This is a genomic window from Polyangium sp. 15x6 (genome assembly GCF_029960785.1).
In the GTDB taxonomy this organism is placed as follows: Bacteria; Myxococcota_A; Polyangia; order Polyangiales; family Polyangiaceae; genus Polyangium.
The window spans coordinates 62802-81353 of the sequence record NZ_JASBQE010000009.1 but is presented as its reverse complement, the minus strand read 5'-3'; the positions used below and the strand labels follow the sequence as shown (position 1 = coordinate 81353).

Annotated in this window: 8 protein-coding genes; 7 read left to right on the top strand and 1 reads right to left on the bottom strand. The window is 67.7% G+C overall.

Annotation, left to right across the window (positions count from 1 at the left end; genetic code table 11):
- Positions 1-206: 206 nt before the first annotated feature.
- Together QHF83_RS09415 and QHF83_RS09410 are read left to right on the top strand one after the other, a co-directional pair.
- Positions 207-3752 (top strand): NAD(P)-binding protein, encoded by a 3546-nt coding sequence (locus tag QHF83_RS09415; RefSeq protein ID WP_282417438.1) that lies wholly within the window; start codon positions 207-209, stop codon positions 3750-3752.
- A complete protein-coding gene (locus QHF83_RS09410) occupies positions 3749-4723 on the top strand; it encodes a hypothetical protein (protein ID WP_282417437.1) in 975 nt (324 codons plus the stop codon). The genes QHF83_RS09415 and QHF83_RS09410 overlap by 4 nt, the downstream gene beginning before the upstream one ends.
- A gap of 9 nt (positions 4724-4732) precedes the next feature.
- Here QHF83_RS09410 and QHF83_RS09405 read toward each other — a convergent pair whose 3' ends face one another.
- The gene (locus tag QHF83_RS09405; RefSeq protein WP_282417436.1) at positions 4733-7150 is read right to left on the bottom strand and encodes a TonB family protein; all 2418 of its coding nucleotides are present in this window, start codon (positions 7148-7150) and stop codon (positions 4733-4735) included.
- Positions 7151-7282: 132 nt separating this feature from the next.
- Between QHF83_RS09405 and QHF83_RS09400 the strand changes: the two genes are divergently transcribed.
- From QHF83_RS09400 to QHF83_RS09380, 5 genes are all read left to right on the top strand, one after another.
- Complete coding sequence (locus QHF83_RS09400; protein ID WP_282417435.1) at positions 7283-8284, top strand: hypothetical protein; 1002 nt, start codon at positions 7283-7285, stop codon at positions 8282-8284.
- A gap of 480 nt (positions 8285-8764) precedes the next feature.
- Positions 8765-11524 carry a pyruvate, phosphate dikinase gene (gene ppdK / locus QHF83_RS09395; RefSeq protein WP_282417434.1) on the top strand — a complete coding sequence of 920 codons (2760 nt, stop codon included), beginning with the start codon at positions 8765-8767 and terminating at the stop codon, positions 11522-11524.
- 3 nt (positions 11525-11527) lie between these two features.
- The gene (locus QHF83_RS09390) at positions 11528-12295 is read left to right on the top strand and encodes an SDR family oxidoreductase (protein WP_282417433.1); all 768 of its coding nucleotides are present in this window, start codon (positions 11528-11530) and stop codon (positions 12293-12295) included.
- A gap of 84 nt (positions 12296-12379) precedes the next feature.
- On the top strand, positions 12380-13822 hold the full coding sequence (locus QHF83_RS09385) for a hypothetical protein (RefSeq protein WP_282417432.1): 1443 nt from the start codon (positions 12380-12382) through the stop codon (positions 13820-13822).
- Entirely contained in the window at positions 13819-18534 is a 4716-nt protein-coding gene (locus QHF83_RS09380; RefSeq protein WP_282417431.1) for a serine protease, read from the top strand. The genes QHF83_RS09385 and QHF83_RS09380 overlap by 4 nt, the downstream gene beginning before the upstream one ends.
- Positions 18535-18552: the final 18 nt, after the last annotated feature.

The window sequence follows — 18552 nt, the reverse complement described above, 5'->3', positions numbered from 1 at the left end:
TCGTACGGAACTCGTCATGGTACACCGAGACGCACCCCGAAGTCTACTTCAATTGCACGCAGGCTCTGCGCTCGGCCAAACGTTGCTCGGGGCTTGCGTGGCTTCTCGCAAGGCGTTTACCATGGCCGATGGCTCCTGACTGCCCTCACCGAGGGCGCGCGACACGCGCGACCGAGGATGGGGCTCTCGCGGAGGCGGAGCGAGTGATGTCCGGATCAGCACCGACCAGGAAGAAAAAAATCGCGGTCCTCGGCAGCGGCGTGGGCGCGATGACGGCGGCATTCGAGCTCACGAGTGTCCCCGGCTGGAAAGACGAGTACGAAGTGACCGTCTATCAGCAGGGGTTTCGCCTCGGCGGCAAGGGCGCGAGCGGGCGCAATCGCAAGGCCTCCGATCGCATCGAGGAGCACGGGCTGCATGTTTGGCTCGGCTTCTACGAGAACGCCTTCAACATGATGCGGCGCTGCTACGAGGAGCTCGGCCGCAATCCGAACATGCCGCTCTCGAGCTGGGACGAGGCCTTCAAGAAGTTCTCGTACGTCGGTGTGATGGAGAGCATCGAGGGGGAAGACGCGGGGATCCGCGGTCTCGAGGTCGATCCGGACTGGGTCTTCTGGATCGAGCATTTCCGGGAAAACCACCACACGCCCGGACAAGGCAAGGAGTTTTTTTCGATCTGGGACGTGGCCGGGGAGATGATCGGCCTCGCGCTCCACGCGTTCGAAACATCGCCCTACGGCCCGCCCCAGGGCGCGCCCGTCCCGGGGGCAAACCCGGACAGCGCCGCGTCGCAAACCCCTCCCCCCGAAAATACCTCGCCTCCGGTCGGCCTGGCCTCCGCGGAGGGAGCGCGCAAGGAGAGCTTCCTGGCGGACCTCGCCACCATGACGGTGGGGGTCGTGGGCAGCGCGCTCGGCCTCGTGGCGCGCCGCTCGAACGCTTCGAGCCAGCGGCACCGGACGCGGCTCGTCGTCGGTCCCACGACCGCGCACCTGCAGCTGCTCCGCGCGCGGGAGCTCGCCAGGGCCTCGCACGAGCACGGGTCGACCATCTGCGAGATCCTCGCCGATCTCCGGGAATGGTTGTGGGACGAGATCGAGCACATCGTCGAGCAAAACACGGTCCTCCGGCGCCTGTGGATCCTGATCGATCTCATCGCGGCCGGCCTGCGCGGCGTGGTCTTCGATGGAGTCCTCGAGCACGGCTGGGATGTCATCGACAAGTATGATCTCGTCGAATGGCTGCGCCGCAATGGGGCGAACGAGCTCACGCTCCGATCGGGCATCATCCGCGGGACGTACGATTTCGTGTTCGCTTACGAGAAGGGCGACACGCGAAGGCCGAACATGGCCGCGGGCGCGATGGTGCGCGCCATGCTGCGGATGCTCCTCGAGTATCGGGGGGCGATCTTCTGGAAGATGCAGGCCGGCATGGGCGACGTCGTCTTCGCGCCGCTCTACATCGTCCTGAAGAGCCGCGGCGTGCGCTTCGAATTCTTCCATCGGGTGACGAAGCTCGAGCTCGACGCGTCGAAGACGGAGATCGAGCGAATCCGCGTCGACCGGCAGGTGTGGATCAAGCCGCCGCCCACGGGGCCGCAGGAGCCGCCGCGCCACGAGGACGACGCCCCGATCCAGCAAGCGCCGCTGGTCTTGGAGACGGACGAGGCCCCGCCGTCGGAGCAACCCGAATCCGTGCGGCCGGCCCACCTTCGCGAATATTATCCGCTCTTCTCCACGAAGGGCCTGCTCTCCTGGCCGAGCGAGCCGCTCTACGAGCAAATCGTGGACGGCGACGCGCTGCGGGCGGGCTGGACGAAGCTCAATTACAACCTCGAATCCTTCTGGTCCTCGTGGAAGCCCGTCGAGAAGCGCGTCCTGAAGAAGGGCGAGGATTTCGACATCGTCGTCCTCGGCATCGCGCTCGGCGCGCTGCCGTTCATCTGCCAGGAGCTCATCGAGCACAGCCGGCAATGGAAGGACATGGTGGAGCACATCCCCACCGTGCAGACCCAGTGCATGCAGCTCTGGATGCGCCCGAGCCTCCAGAATCTCGGCTGGAACGGGGCTTCGTCGTGCGTCGCGGCTTATGCGCAGCCCGAGAACACGTACTGCGACATGACGCACCTCATCAATCGCGAGAACTGGCCCGTGGGGACGCCGGAAGACCCGAATCGCGATTACCCCGGCAGCCTCGCGTATTTCACCGGCCCGCTGCTCGACGCGGACCTCTTGCGCCCCTTCCCGGTCGCCTCGATCCCCGTCTCGACCACGCACCTGCCTCCGCCGCAGGCCCCGTTCGTCGGCGCGACCGACCCCTCGGTGAGCCTGTTCGCGCCTCCTTCGTCCACGGCCACCCCGACGGGCATCGCCGCGGCCGCGCTGCAGCGGGACGGGCTGCCCCCGCCCTGGGATCACGATTTCCCGCGGAGGATGCACGAGGCGGTCCGGTGCATCTCCGTCGAATGGCTCACGAAAAACCCCGGCGTGCTCTGGCCGCTCGCGACCACGACCCACGACGAGGACGAGCTCAACTGGTTTTTCCTGGTCGATCCCCAGCACCGCGACGGCAAGAAGCGGTTCTACGCGCAGTACTGGCGCGCGAACATCGATCCCTCGGAGCGCTACGTCATGTCGCCGAAGGGCTCGACCCATTATCGCCTGCATTCGGACAGGTCCGGCTTCGAGAACCTGTTCCTCGCCGGCGACTGGACGAAAAACGGGCTCAACACGGGCTGCGTCGAGTCCGCGGCGATGTCCGGCATGCAGGTGTCACGCGCGATCTGCGGCTTCCCGGAGAACATCGTCGGCGATTACGACGTGCGCGGCACGACGCCCGCGCTGGGCCCCGTCGAGGTCCTCGGCGAGTACGACGGCGCCGTCGCAGTCATCTTCCTCCCCGAGAACGACGTGCGGCGCATGCTGCCGAACGGGCTCGAGCTCGAGGAGCAGGAGATCACGCCGCCCGGCTTCCACCCGCTCGTGATCACGCTCGGCGCGCGAGAAGGCGCGCGCTTCTCGTTCCCGCGCTCGCTGCTCCATCGAAACTACCTGGAGGTGATGAACGCGATTCCCTTCGTCCGCATGACGGGTTTTTCCCTCGGGCGCGGCCCCTTCACGTACGTGCCGCGCTTCTATGTGACCGATCCGCTCATGGCGGGCGGCGGACTCCTCTTCTGGGGCTTCGATACCGAGCTCGCCAGCGTCGAAATCAGGGACAAACGCGGCGCCTCCACGCCCGAGCGGCTCTGGCAGGTCCGCTCGCCGCTGCGCCGCTTCTGCGCGCTGACCGCGTCGATGCAAGGCCGCGAGGCGTTCCGCAGCCTCGAAGATTGGCTCGACCGCGGCCCCGTCTGCAAGCTGCCGATCCGCAATGCCGGGTCGAACCCCGCCTGCAAGACGGAGGCGATCGCTCGCAACGTGAAGGCCCTCTCGTCGATGCTCTCGCAGCCGATCCTCACGCGCTCGGCGCGTGGCCTCGGGCCTTTCGTTTCGGCCTGCCTCGACTGGGGGCTCGGGCGGTGCGAGGTGCGCCCCCTCGACGGCCGCGTGACCCTCGATGACGAGTATCTCGCGGGCCCGATGCGCGGCAAGTACGACATCACCGGGTTCGACGCCACGACGAGCCATTCGTTCGGCTTCCAGATTCGCACGCGCTGGAAGCTCTCGCTGCCGGCGCCCTCGGGCCTCGCGTCGCGCCTCGTCGAGCTCGGGCAGGGAAAGAACAAGCTCGCGCTCCGGAGCCTCTTGTGAACGCCGGCGTCGGAAAATACGTCGAGCGCCCGGACAACCAGGCGCTCGCGCAGCCGCTCGCGCTCTCGAACGCGACGCTCTACCTGTTCCCGGTGGAGGCGGACGTCCGCCGCCTGCAGGTGGTCTGCGATCGGTTCCTGAATCGCCCGTCCTTCGGGGTCTGCGATTATCGGGTGTATTCGTCGCGGGTCGTCTTCACCCTCGCTCGATTCGGCGTCACCCGCGCCGAGAGCCCGCCCGACGCCCAGCGAGGGTTCTTCTCGGTCGCCGCGGCCGGCGTCTGGATCCCCGCCCTGTCCACGCGCCCCACGGGGCCGAGCCCCCTGACGAACCGCCCGGTGGTTTTTCCGTACTACTCGTTCTTCGACGAGGGACATGTCGTCGTGACGGGGCGCGAGGTATGGGGGATCCCGAGCGAGCTCGCGCATCTGGAGGTCCCGTACGACGCAGCTTCCGCGAGCGTGTTCCGCGTCTCGCCGGTCGTGATCGACCGATTCGGTCCACGGACCCTGGGGCGCACGGAGCAGCTCTTCCAGATCACGAAGATCCCCGGGACGAGCCGGGCGCTCTTCGACGAGGTCTGGGAGGATCCGTTGGCGGCCGGAGCGGGTTTGTCGGACCGGCTCTTCGGTGGGCCGGAGACCGCGGGGCCCGAGTCCTCCGTGCGCCTCGACCTTTCGCGATCGATGTCCTCCGGGCTCACGTTCGCGCTGCTGAAGCAATTCCGTGACGCCGAGCGGCCCGAGAAGGCCTGTTATCAGTCGGGCGTCGAGGCGAACGCGACGATCAGGCGTTTCCGCCGGGCCGGCGTGCTCGATGGTCGTTTCGCGTTGAACCTGAAGGTGGCCGACAGCCACCCGATGATCGAGGAGATGGGGCTCGCCACGAGCTCGTTCGACGACCTCGTCGGGCTGTTCGTGGATATGGATGCCGTGATGGAGAATGGCTTCGAGCTCTGGCGCGCGCCCTGATACGAGCTGCTAAAGCCCGCCCTCGACGCCGATGCTGGGTACGGTGACGGGTCCGATTTCCTGGGCCTCGCATTCGGTGAGGTCGCAACTGACGCCGGTTTGCTCCTTGCTGAGCGTCGCGTTGAGCATCTCGATCACGAGCGAGACCCAGCCGCGCTTTTTCAGGTTCCAGCGCTTTTCGATGCGCGCGTCGATGCGAAAGAACGGGTCGGTGCGGCTCTTGCCCCATACCGCGGCGGTCTCGGCCGCGAGGGGCAAACCCGTGTAGAAGACGACACGCGAGCCGAGGCGCCAGCCCTTGCCGGCCTCCCAGGAGATCGCGCCATTCAGGACGTGGGTGCGATCGAATTGCGCCGGGCCCGAGGAGAAGCCGATGCTCCGCGACGAGCGTGAGAGGGTATAAGCGATGTATCCGCCGAGCCGCTCCGTGAGCTTTCGGCGAATGTAGATCTCGAGCCCCACGGCGGTGCCGAGGGATCGATCGGAGATCACGTTCGCCTCGTCGTCATCGTCGTCCACCTCGTCGGTCGGCTGCCCGCCTGGGCCTCCGGGGCCTCCGGGTCCTCCGGGGCCTCCGCCGGGACCGCCGGGGCCTCCTCCTCCGCCGCCGGCCGCCCGGCCGACCGAATCGAGCGCGTCGGCCATGTTGAAAAAGCCATTGAGGAAAAACGTGCCCGTGGCCTCGAAGCCGAACGGCAATTTGACGTCGAGGCCGGTGCTCGACTGGACGCTGCGCTGGAGGCCGCCGGCGAGCTTGCCGATGGTGAGGCCGGGGACGGGCAAGACGAACCCGGGCGGCTGGTGGGCGAGGCCCATCGCGGAGACGAGCTTGAGTCGATGCGCGATGGGGACCTTCATCGCGAGCCGGACGTCGGCGCTGATCGCGGTGACGCCGCCCGAGCCCCAGAGGTCGACGCGCGCGCCGGGGGTGAATTCGACACCACGACCCGCGTCGAGGATGGCGTCCGCGTAAACCCCGACCGCGATGTCCTGGCGCGGCGGGAAGAACTGGTCGAGGAACGTCTGGAGATTGCGGCCCTCGTCGTCGTCCGTGCCCGCGACGAGGTCGTAATAATCGATGTTCGCATCGACGCCGGCCCGAATGAGCATGGATTCGCTGCGACGGTGGAGGATCTGGCTCCGGGCCGCGAAGAGGAAATCGCGCGCGAAAATGCCCTCCTGGCCGCCGATGGCCGTCCTGTCGTAGCCGAACGAGACGGCCTGGCGGAGGCGCGTCCGCGAGCTCACGTCCTTGTCGTAGCGGAGGTCGATGCGGTGGAACTGGACGTCGAAGAGGCCCTGCTCGACGCCGTCCAGCTCGGCGCCGAGGTAATCGTGGGCGCCGAACGCGAAGAGGGTGAGGCGATCCGTGGGCGTGACGTCGAAGGTCGCGCGGGCCTGATAGTCCCAGTAATTGAGCGTGGTTCCGGGCGCGAGCAGGGAGAGCGCGGCCGCGGTGTACGAGAATCGGCCGCCCGCCATGACGGTGGCGCGATCGCCGATCGGGGTCTCGACCATGGCGCCGGCGTCGAAAACCCGGATGTTCGCCTCGCCGTGGAGCTCGCCCTTCGGCTTGGTCGTCTCGCCGGCGACGATGCCGCCGGCAAAACGACCGAACTGCGCAGGATAGCCGCCGGGATAGAGGTCGACCCGGTCCACGATCGCCGGATTGACGACCGAGGGGCCGAGGGCGAGGTGATACAGATAAGGGACGCGGACGTTGTCGAGGAAATAACCGACGTTGCCGGGAGGAGCGCCGCGAATGTAAAAGAATGGCAAACCCGAGAAGATGGGCGTGACGCCGGGGAGGGATTCAATCGCGCGGAAAGGATCGCCGAACGCGCCGGGCAAGACGCGGACCTCGGCGCGGCCGAGCGAGGAGGTTCCGACGGCGCGGCGCTCGCCGAGCGCAAGGACCTCGATCGGCGCGGGGCCCGCCGGCTTCGGCGTCGCGGTCGGCTTTTTGCCGGGGGCGCCGTCCTTCGGCGCGGCGCCGTTTTCAGCCGCGGGAGCGGTCTCCTCCTCGGCGGGCGGCTCGGGGGGCGTGAAGTGGATGAGGACACGAATACGCGCGGGGATGGGCTTACCGTTCCGCGTTGCGGGCTCGAAACGCCAGGACGGCGCGGCGCGGGACGCGGCCTCCGTGAAGGGCGCGTCGCCGGAGACGACACGCGCCTCCTTGACGCTGCCATCCGCCGCGACGGTGACGTCGAGCATGACGTCGGCTTCGCCCGTGAGGCCCGGCTGGGTCGGATAAGCGGCCTCGAGCGCGGCGAGCGGTCGAGGCGGGACGAGGACGGGCGCCGCGGGGGGAGAAGCGGCAGGTGGAGCCGGCGCGGGCTTCGTGGGTTCGTCGGCGCGCGCAACGCCCCCGAAGAACAGGGAGGCCGAGGCCGTGAGGGCAAATAGGGGGGCTGCGCATTTCATCGGCTGGTTGCTACATCATACGCTTCGCGTTCGAATATGTAAAAATGTGTCGAGATCACGTTTCCACCAAAGCGGAAGGGGGCGCGCGCCCGACCCTTGCTCGGTCGCTGCGCGCAGGTGTATCGTCGCCGCGTGCTGGACAGTCGTAGCGGATGGGACGTTCGAGCGCGGCGGCGCACGGATTTGCTGGGGCTCGGGCTCGCCTCGACCGCGCTTCTCGTCGGGGTCCTCGCCTGCACGCCGAAAGCACGCGACTACACGAGCGGCACGGGCGGCGCAGGCGGCGCAGGCGGCGCAGGGGGGATGGGCGGCGGCGGCGGCAGCGCCCCCTGCCCGGAGACGCATCGTTGCGCGGTCCCGCCGCCGGACGGATGGTCCGCGCCTGCGGCCGTCGTCACGGGCGTCCCTTCCCCGGCGTGCCCGGAGAGCTTTCCGACGCAGCTCCTCGACGCGCGCGACGATATCACCGGCGCGCCGGCGGAGTGCGGCTGCTCGTGCGGCGCGCCGAGCGTCGATTGCGGAAACCTCCTCCTGCTCTACCATCAATCGTGCGGCGCTCCTGTCGGTCTGGACGTGGCGTCCGGGCCGCCGGACACGTGCCTCGATTCGACGCCCAAACAGAACTCGGTCCACGCCTACTTCAACGAGGTCATGGGCCCCTGCACGCCCGCGCCGACGACGACGCTCCCCGAGCCATCCTCCCAGAGCGCCGTTCGCGCCTGCGGCGGCGCGTCGACGGACGGGGTCTGCGAGGATGGCCTGCTCTGCGTGCCCGAGCCCGTCACGCCATTTCGTATTTGTGTCGTCCGCGCAGGCGAGCACCCCTGCCCGCCCGGGTATCCCGACCGCGCCATCCATTACGAGGGCAAGAACGACACGCGCGCCTGCACCGAATGCACGTGCGGCACGCCGGCGGGCGCCAAGTGCAGCGCGTCCGTGCAAGGGTACAGCGACGCGTGCACCACTGCGACAGCCGCGCTCGTGACGGACGATCAATGCACCGCGTCCTTCTCCTATTATACGTACACCACGCCGGAGGTCACCGAGCCGGGCGCGTGTCCGGCGGGCACGGTCGAGCCGATCGGCACGGTCGAGCTCGCCGACCCCATCACGTTCTGCTGCTCGGTCGATTGACCCCCTGAGGCTCGGCCGTGACCCTCGGGCAAGATCGGCAGATGGGCCGAGGCTCGCCTGTGACACTCGCCCAAGGTCGACAGATAGGCCGAGGCTCGCCTGTGACACTCGCCCAAGGTCGACAGATAGGCCGAGGCTCACCTGTGACACTCGCCCAAGGTCGCCAGATAGGCCGAGGCTCACCTGTGACACTCGCCCAAGGTCGACAGATAGGCCGAGGCTCGCCTGTGACACTCGCCCAAGGTCGACAGATAGGCCGAGGCTCGCCTGTGACACTCGCCCAAGCTCGGCAGATGCGCTGAGGCTCGCCCGTGACACTCGGCCAAGCTCGGCAGATAGGCCGAGGCTCACCCGTGACACTCGCCCAAGGTCGGCAGATGCGCAGAGGCTCGGCCGTGAGCCTCGGGCCGCTCGCGACGCCTGGGAACATCCGCTCAGATCTCCCTTGCGCTCACAGCCCAACCCATGGAAGAAGCCGCCATGGCGAAGCGCATCTATTTCTTCGGGGGCGGACAGGCCGATGGGGACGGTACCCAGAAGCCGCTCTTGGGCGGCAAGGGCGCAGGTCTCCACGAAATGACCCGGCTCGGGATCCCCGTGCCGCCGGGCTTCACGATCACCACCGAGGTCTGCACGGCCTTCTTCGCCTCCGGGGAGCGCATCCCGGAGGGCCTGCTCGACGAGGCGCGCGCGGCCATCCGTCGGGTGGAAGAGATCGTCGGCACCCGCTTCGGCGACCCCGAGAACCCGCTCCTCGTCAGCGTCCGCTCCGGCGCCCGCGCCTCGATGCCCGGCATGATGGACACGATCCTGAACCTCGGCCTGAACGAGGCGATCGTGGCCGGGCTCGGCGCGCGCACGCAAAACCCGCGCTTCGCCCTCGACGCCTACCGCAGGTTCATCGTGACGTACGCCGACGTCGTGCTGGGGATCCACCGCAAGCGCTTCGACGACGCGCTGGAGATCGCCCGCCGCAAGGCCGCGGCCGCGCGCGGGATGGCCGAGGCGCAGAGGCTCACGGTGGCCGAGCTCCAGCGCAAGCTGCCCGACTCGATGTTCGACGAGGAGACGCTGCGCTCGCTCGTGAAGGAGCAACGCCGCATCGTCCAGGAGGCGACGGGGGCGCCGTTCCCCGACGATCCGTGGGCGCAACTCGAAGGCGCGATCGCCTCCGTCTTCCGGAGCTGGAACAACAATCGCGCCAAGACGTACCGCAAGATGCACGACATCCCCGAGGCGTGGGGCACGGCGTGCAACGTGCAGGCGATGGTCTTCGGCAACCTGGGCGAGGACTCCGGTACGGGCGTGGCCTTCACGCGAGACCCGTCGACGGGCGAGAAACGCTTCTTCGGCGAGTGGCTGCCGAACGCGCAGGGCGAGGACGTGGTGGCCGGCGTGCGCACGCCGAACCCGATCGCGAAGGAGCAAGGCAACGACGAGGGCTCGCTCGAGGTGCGCATGCCCGAGGCCTACGCGGAGCTCGTGCGCACGCAGGAGCGGCTGGAGAAGCACTTCCGCGACATGCAGGACCTCGAGTTCACCGTGCAGTCGGGGAGGCTCTACCTGCTCCAGACGCGGAACGGGAAACGGACCGGGCGCGCGGGCGTGCGGATCGCGGTGGAGATGGCGAAGGAGGGGCTCATCGATCAGCGCGAGGCGGTGATGCGCGTCGACCCGGCGTCGATCGAGCAGCTCCTGCACCCGACGATCGATCCGAAGGCGCCGAAGAAGCTCCTGGCGCGAGGCCTGCCGGCGAGCCCGGGCGCGGCGAGCGGGCAGGTGGTGTTCCACGCGGACGAGGCGGAGCGGAAGGCCGCGCAAGGTCTGCCCGTGATCCTCGTGCGCGCCGAGACGTCGCCCGAGGATATCCACGGGATGAAGGCCGCGAACGGCATCCTGACGGCGCGCGGCGGCATGACGAGCCACGCGGCGGTCGTGGCGCGCGGCATGGGCAAGTGCTGCGTGGCCGGGTGTTCGGCGGTCGCCGTGAGTTACGAGACGGCCACGATGACCGTGACGATCTACGACGAGCTCGGTCGGCCCACGGACACGGTGAGCGTGAAGGGCGGCGACGTGATCACGCTCGATGGAGCGAGCGGATCGGTTTACCTGGGCGCGATCCCGACAGCGCCGGCGGCGCTCTCGTCGGAGTACGAGGAGCTCATGCGCTGGGCCGACACGGCGCGGCGTCTGAAGGTGCTGGCGAACGCGGACACGGGCGCGGACGCGCGCACGGCCCGGTCGTACGGGGCCGAAGGCATCGGCCTCTGCCGCACCGAGCACATGTTCTTCGACGACAAACGAATTGCCGCGGTGCGTGAGATGATCCTCGCCCGCGACGTGGACGCGCGGAAAGCGGCGCTCGCGAAGCTCCTGCCCTACCAGCGCGAGGACTTCACCGCGATCTTCCAGGAGATGTCGGGTCTGCCCGTGACGATCCGCCTGCTCGATCCGCCGCTGCACGAGTTCCTGCCGCAGGAGCGCAAGCAGATCGAGGACCTGGCGGCGACGATGAAGGTCCGTCCGGCGGATCTCGTGCGCAAGGTGGAGGAGCTGCACGAGCTGAACCCGATGCTCGGCCACCGCGGCTGCCGGCTCGGCGTGACGTTCCCCGAGATCAACGAGATGCAAGCCCGCGCGATCTTCGAGGCCGCGTGCGACGTGGCCGAAAAGGGCGCGCCGCCGAAGCTCGAGGTCATGATCCCGCTCGCCATGACGCGGAAGGAGCTCGCGCTGGCGAAGGCGACGATCGAGCGGGTGGCGAGCGAGGTGTTCGCCGAGAAGGGTCGGTCGGTGTCGTACCTGTTCGGCACGATGATCGAGCTGCCCCGCGCCGCCCTGCGCGCCTCGGAGCTCGCCGAGGAGGCCGAGTTCTTCAGCTTTGGCACGAACGATCTGACCCAGACCACGATGGGCATCTCGCGCGACGACGCCGGGAAGTTCCTCGGGGCCTACGTCGAAGCGGCCATCCTGCCGAAGGACCCGTTCACGAGCCTCGACACGGAAGGCGTGGGCGAGCTCGTGGCGATCGCCTGCGAGCGCGGCCGCAAGACGCGGCCGAACCTCGAGCTCGGGGTGTGCGGCGAGCACGGCGGCGACCCGTCCTCGATCCGCTTCTTCGAGCGGGTGAAGCTCGACTACGTGTCGTGCTCGCCGCTGCGCGTGCCGATCGCGCGGCTCGCGGCGGCGCAAGCGGCGCTCGCCGAGGGCGCGGCGACGACGCTTCAGACGACGGCCTGACCCATGAACGAAAGCTCGACGAGCGGCGAGGGTGACGTGAGCCGCGGGAGCGATCCCGCGGCATGGATCGTGGGCGCCGGCGACGGGACGGGCGGCGCCATCGCGCGCCGCTTCGCCCGCGGAGGCTTCGTCACCTGCGTGTCGCGCCGCAACGCGGACAAGCTCACGCCGCTCGTCGACGCCATCACCGCAGCCGGCGGCCGCGCGCACGCCGTCGGCTGCGATGCTCGCAAGGAGGACGAGGTCGTCGCGACCGTCGAGCGCATCGAGCGCGAGATCGGTCCGATCGAGGTGTACGTCTTCAACGTGGGCGCGAACGTCCCTTGCAGCATCCTCGACGAGACGTCGCGCAAGTACATGAAGATCTGGGAGATGGCCTGTCTCGGCGGGTTCCTGACGGCGCGCGAGGTGGCCAAGCGCATGGTGGCGCGCGGGCGCGGCACGATGCTCTTCACGGGCGCGACCGCGAGCCTGCGCGGCGGCGCGAATTTCGCGGCGTTCGCAGGCGCGAAGCATGCGCTGCGCGCCCTCGCGCAGAGCATGGCGCGGGAGCTCGGCCCGCGGGGCATCCACGTCGCGCACGTCATCGTCGACGGCGCGATCGACACCGATTTCATCCGCGAGAACCTGCCCGCGATCTACGCGAAGAAGGACGAGGGCGGCATCCTCGACCCGGACCACATCGCGGAGAACTACTGGCACCTCCACAGCCAGCCGCGGGACGCGTGGACGTTCGAGCTCGATCTCCGCCCGTGGATCGAGAAGTGGTGAGGTCGAGGCCGCATCTCGCGCCTCTGTGAGGAAGCGCCCTCTGGACTCTCGCCCCATGTGTCGGGCACGATCCACAAGGAGGGCATGAGCACACCGCAGCGCTCCGTCTACATCATCTCGGATCTCCACATCGGGGGGCGTTACCCGGAGCCGAACGAGCCGGGGCAGCGCGGGTTCCGGATCAACACCCGCGTCGACGCGCTCACGCGGTTCGTGCGGACGCTCGGGGCGCGACGCGCGGAAGGCCTCGACGTCGAGCTCGTCATCAACGGCGACTTCCTGGATTTTCTCGCCGAGGAGGTGCGTCCAGGCACGTTCGTCCCCTTCATCGCGGATCCCGGCGACGCGCTCCGGGTCCTCGGCGTGATCGTCGAGCAGGACAAGTCGCTCTTCGACGAGCTTCGCGCCTTCGTGGGCCGAGGCGGTCGCTTGACCCTCCTGCTCGGCAACCACGACGTGGAGCTCGCGCTGCCGCACGTGCGCGCCGAGTTCCTGCGTCTCCTCGGGGCCGACGCGTCGCCCGCGCGGATCAGCTTCCTCTACGACGGCGAGGCGTATGCCATCGGGGACGCGCTGATCGAGCACGGCAATCGGTACGACGGCTTCAACACCGTCGACCACGGCGCGCTCCGCGAGGTTCGCTCGCTCCAGTCACGAGGACAGCCGATCCCTCCCGATTTCGCGTTTCCGCCTCCCGCGGGGAGCCAGCTCGTCTCCTCCGTGATGAACGAGATCAAACGGCAATATCGTTTCGTGGATCTCCTGAAGCCCGAGACGGAGGCGGTGCTGCCCATTCTCCTCGTCCTCGAGCCTGGGTATGGCAACAAGATCCTCACCGTGGGGCGCCTCAAGCGCGAGGCGGAAAAGCACAAGCCCGCGCAGCCGGCGATGCCGCGCCACCGCGGCGATCTCTCCGCCGTGGAGGGGACGGACGGCGCCTCGCCGCTCACGCTCGCGGAGATGCTCACGGCGGCCATGCCCGCCGACGCAGCCAGGGAGTTCTTGACGAACCTGCCCGCGACGTCGACCGGCGGAGAGCTTTCGGCCATCGACGACGTGCGTTTTGCAGGTGGGTTATTGCGGTTATGGGCAAGCGGGATGACGCAGGAGCTCGAGCAGCGGCTGCCGAAGCTTCTCACCGCGCTCCGCGCGCTCCAAAAGGACCGCTCGTTCGAGCGAAGCGTCGAAACGCAGCCAGAGTATCTGAAGGCGGCGACCGAGCTCGTTCGCGGCGGATACCGGTTCGTCATTTTCGGACACACGCACCTGCCCAAGGCCGTCGATCTCGGCCGCGGGCGGATGTATCTCAACTCCGGCACCTGGGCCGACACGATGCGTGTCCCCTCCGCGCTGCTCGACGCCGAGGGTCCCGAGGCCATGGCCATGCTCCGCGACTTCCTGAGCGATCTCGCTGCGAACCGGATCGCGAGTTACGTCGAATTCAACCCGCACTACGTCAGGCTGGATGTCCGCGGTTCTCGCGTCGAGCGTGCGCTCCTCTGCAATCCCGAGGAGGAGCCGATTTGAGGGAGAGCATCGCGTCCGTCAACGTGACCGGGGACGTCGTGAGCCACCGGCCCCCCTCGCGAGGGACCGGCTTTCTCGTCGGAGAAAAGCTCGTGCTCACGGCGCTGCACGTCGTCGCCAGCAGGCAGCACAACGACGATCCCGAAGCGTTTCCGCGAGAGATCGAGCTCAAATTCTCGAACGGCAAGACAATCGAGGCGAGCGTCGTCCCCGGCATGTGGAGCCGCGAGGACGACTGGGCGCTCCTCACGTGCGCCGAGGCGCCGGGCGTGCCCTCGATGCCATGCAGCGAGCACCCCGTCGAAATAGGCAGCTCCTTTTCGACGTACGGGTTCCCGACAGCGGAGCCCAGGGGCAAACACTTCACGGGCAACGTCGTCGCCGTCGACGCGACGTACGAAGGGGCCTCCGTTTTTGATCTTTACTGCGACCAGCTCGCGGCCGGAGAAGGGGCAAGAGCGGAAGGGCTCTCCGGCGGGCCGTGCGTCGTCGAAGGTGCCGTCATCGGTATCGTTCGAGCCGGCCCCAAAGATCAGGACGGCCGCGTCGCGCTCGGCACCGTGTACGTCACGCCGATGGCGTCGATCCTGAAGCGCGCGGGGCCGCTCCTCTCTTCACTGGATCCGTGTCGCGGGCTTCCGCCGATCGATTTCCCGGCAGGTTTGCCCGAGGAGCCCTATCCGGGTCTGACGCCTTATACGCCGGCACAAACGGCGACGTTTTTTGGTCGGTGCAAGGACATCACGCAGCTCCACGGCAAGCTGACCCGATCCGACGGGCGGGGAATCGTCCTCCTGTACGGAGCTTCGGGCGTCGGGAAATCGTCGCTCCTCGAGGCCGGCGTTTTGCCCCGCCTCCGGGCGCGGCACGCCGTGCAGGTGGAGCGGCGAGATACCGGCGACGAGCTTCGTCGATGCCTCGACGACGCGCTGGCTCGGGCCTCGAAACCCCAAGATGGGGAGCCGGCGGCGCCGCGCCCGGTCCTCGTCGTCATCGATCAGGTCGAAGAGGTCTTCGCGCGCTCGCGCGCCGAAGCGAACGTCGAGATGAAGGCGTTCGTGGATCTGCTCGTCGAGCATTTCAAGCCAGGGAGGCCGCCGCGCTTCCGGCTGCTCCTCTCGTTCCGGAAGGAATGGTACGCGGATATCGCGGCGCGCCTGCGAGACCGCAGTTTGCCGTTCGAGGACCACCACCTCGAGCCGCTCGACGAGGAGGGGATCGAGGAGATCGTCCACGGCCTGACGCGCACGTGGCACCTGCGCAACCGTTACGGCCGGCGCGTCGCGGCCGGGCTCGGCAAGCGTATCGCGAGCGAGCTTTTGCCGCGGGATCGGGACTCCCCCGTCGCCCCGACGCTCGCGCTCGTCATGTACGAGCTCTGGAAACACACGCGCCCCGGGGACGAGCTGACGGCCGAGGCGTTCGACGCCCTTCGCCGGGACTGGACCGTGCTCGGCGAGTTCATTCACCGGAACGTCGGCGACCTCCGCCGAGAATCTCTCGGTGAATACGTCGATTCGGGTCTCGTGGAGGACGTGCTGCTCGCGCACACGACGCAGGCGCGATACGCGCTGCCGGTGGCGACGACCTGCGCGGCGAGGGATCTGCAAGAGGCGTATCCCCAGCTCGCGGCCTCGGGGAAGCTCGAAGCGCTCCTCGAGGCGCTGAAGGGCGCGCACTTGCTCACCAGCGAGAGCGAGGGGGCGACGCGCCTCTCGCACGATACGCTGGCGCCGCTCGTCTTCGCGCGATGGCAACAATCCGAGGCGCCCGGGCCACGCGCGCGCCGGCTGCTCGAATGGTGGACGCGAGAATGGCAACGCGATCCGCAAGAGCGACGCGTGATCGACGCGGCGGCCCTCGCGGAGGTCGAAAAAGGCCTCGATGGAATGCGGGTGCTCACGCCCGACGAGGCGCAGCTCCTCGAGGCGAGCCGCGCCGCGCGAGAGGCGGGCGAGCTGGAGCGCAAGCGGCGCGAGCGGCGCGAACGGTTCCAGAGACGCGCGCTCGGGACGCTGGGCGTGCTTGTCGTGGTCTCGTTGGCGGTTGCCCTGTGGTATAACCTCGACGCGAAGGAGCATGCGGAGAAGCTGCGCGTGCGCAGCCTGGAGGACACGGCGCAGATCCTGGCTTCACGCGGAGGAGAGAACCTCCAGACCGCGGCCCTGCTCGCCGTCGAGCTTTTGCAACGCAACTGGACGCCCGAGGCGGACGCCGCGGCCCGCTCCATTCTGGGGCAAATGGCGCTGCCCGTGCGGGTCACCGAGTACGATGGGGGGACGCTCGACTACATCAAACCCTTGGCCGACGGGGATCTGCTACTCACGGCCATTCGAAACGAGCAGGGCGTCTCCGAGGTTTCGATCACCGATCTCGCCCGTGGGGCGGAGGTGGATCGATTCGAGATACCAATCGGGAAAGAGCCCCTCACCGGCATCAACGTCAGCTCGGATGGGGGGTTCGTCGCCGTAAAATCGAACACCTATTACTGGCGGCGCGACCTCCGCGCGCACGTGACCGAGCCGAGGAAGGTGATCCCGACGAGCGGCCCCGTCATTTTCAGCAAGAACAACCGGTGGATGGCCTCGAAGTGCGCGGACGGGGTGTGCGTGTACGATCCGCAGTCCGAAGAGCCCTGGGTATCCATACCGGCAGACGACGTCGATTTCCGTGCCGACACGATGGACACGAAGTGGAGCTCCCGGCACGAGGACCTGCTCATCCACAAGATCCCGGAGGGCGTTGCGTTCTTCGACGTAGCGGCGAGATCGTACGCGGCCCCGTCGCTCCTCACCAGGAACATCGGCGCGTCGGATTATGTTCTGCTCGGCGATGACTTGCTGGCCACGTACCCGGCGCTGGGGGACGCGTCGTGGTCTCTGTGGCAGATCGAAAAGGAGGCGTGGCGACCCGTCGAAGTCCCGCTCAATACGCGACGTCCCACCCTTTCGAGCGCGGACGGGCGCCTCTTCGTCAGCACCGCTTGGGCAGGCACGGTCCAGCTCCACGAGATGAGCGGAGACGGGCGGATCAAGACGAAGCCCCAGATCGCCATCGGCCACGAATACTGGCCGATGGCGATCTCACGCGAGCAGCCCTTCATCGTCGCCAAGCATCGGCAAGATCTTCGCGTGTTTTCCATGGGGAAGGGCGCCGCACACGGGCGGGTGCTCCACGATGTCCTCAACGTCGCCCCCTCTCGCTCGTTTTTCACCACGGCCGACGCCTCGCGCATGGTGACCTGGGCCTTCCCCGGTCATGGCAGCGACAGCCTGTATCGAAGCTTCGATTCCCGACAATTGTGGGAGAGCAACTCCCCGTGGATGCTTAGCACCGTCGGAGGGATCATTCCCCTGCCGAGCGCCCCGGCCGAGTTGAACTTGTGGATGCCCGAGCGCCAAAACGAAACGCTTTGGCTCCGCGTGAGCGGGAAGCTGGGTGCGAACGATTCGATCATTGGAGCGCACACGAGCACGATCGGCTTCGTCATCAGCAGGAACGGCGAAGTCGTGGTCGTCGCCGACGAAAAACGCGCTGCGGCCTTCAAGCTGCCGAACGGCGAGCGCTTGTGGTCCCTCGAATTGCCCCTTTTGTCGCTGAAGCAGTCGCGACTCGACGAGGGCGACGAGTGGGTCGTCGTCCCCTCGCGTGAGGCCCGAGAGACGTTGTTCGGCTTCAAGGATCGCACGGAGGAGATACGCACCTTCGATTCCAAGGCCTCCATGACCGACAAGCATCTGCCGCCGAACTTCTTCGTCCGACGCCGACTTCACATCCGGGTGAAAGGAGAAGACGAGGGCCTGCCGAAGGATGCCAGCGTCTCTCTTCCTTGGAGGGCGAAAATCGCCGTGAGCCCGCAGGGCGACAAGGTTGCGATCGCCGCGGGAGACAAGGTGTGGGTCTACGATACCCACTCCGGGGCGCGAAAGGCTTATTTTTCGATCGGTATGGCCATCGATACCTTGTTCATGGAAGGCTTCTACACCAGCGCGGTCGACGAGATGATGTTCGACGACTCGGGCCAGCGACTCGGCGTCGTCACGCACCAGGGGATCTTGTGGCAATGGACGGAGAGCGGCTCCGAGCCGGTGCCTCTCAAGCGGCTCGCCACGCCGGACGGCGTCGTGATTAGGGGTCACAAGCACTTCTTCGTGCTGTATCGAGACAAATTCATCGTCAAGACATGGAACGGCGACGATGTGGCGACCTTCGGCGCCGTCGGCGGAAACCCATTGACCAGCAAGGACGACGCGCGTATCGCCACCAGCAAATACGGCGTGCATCCGAGCGCGGGGGACAAACCCACGAATTCCATCGTGGTTTGGGACATCAAAACGGGCGCCGCAGAGTACACCTTCCCCGTCGAGAATGATGCGATCGGTATTCTGAGCTGGGACGGGCAGCGTTTGGCCATCCATCACGCGAAGGGCGACATCGACGTGTGGGATATCTCCACGTATCCCGCCCGCGAGGTCGCTCGAATCCCGAGCAAGGAGCACACGTGGTCACGCTTCGGATTCGTGAACCGTGACCTGCTGTGGACGATCGCCAGCGAATTCGAGGGCGTGCACCTGCACCCACTCGGACAGGACAAGCTCATCGACGAGATCTGCCGCCGGTCCATCCGCAACATGACGGCGGAGCAGTGGGCTCGCTTCTTCGGCGACACGAAGCCCTCTCCGACGTGCAAGCTCCGCTCGGGGAAGAACTAGATCCGCCAAACTTGCTTT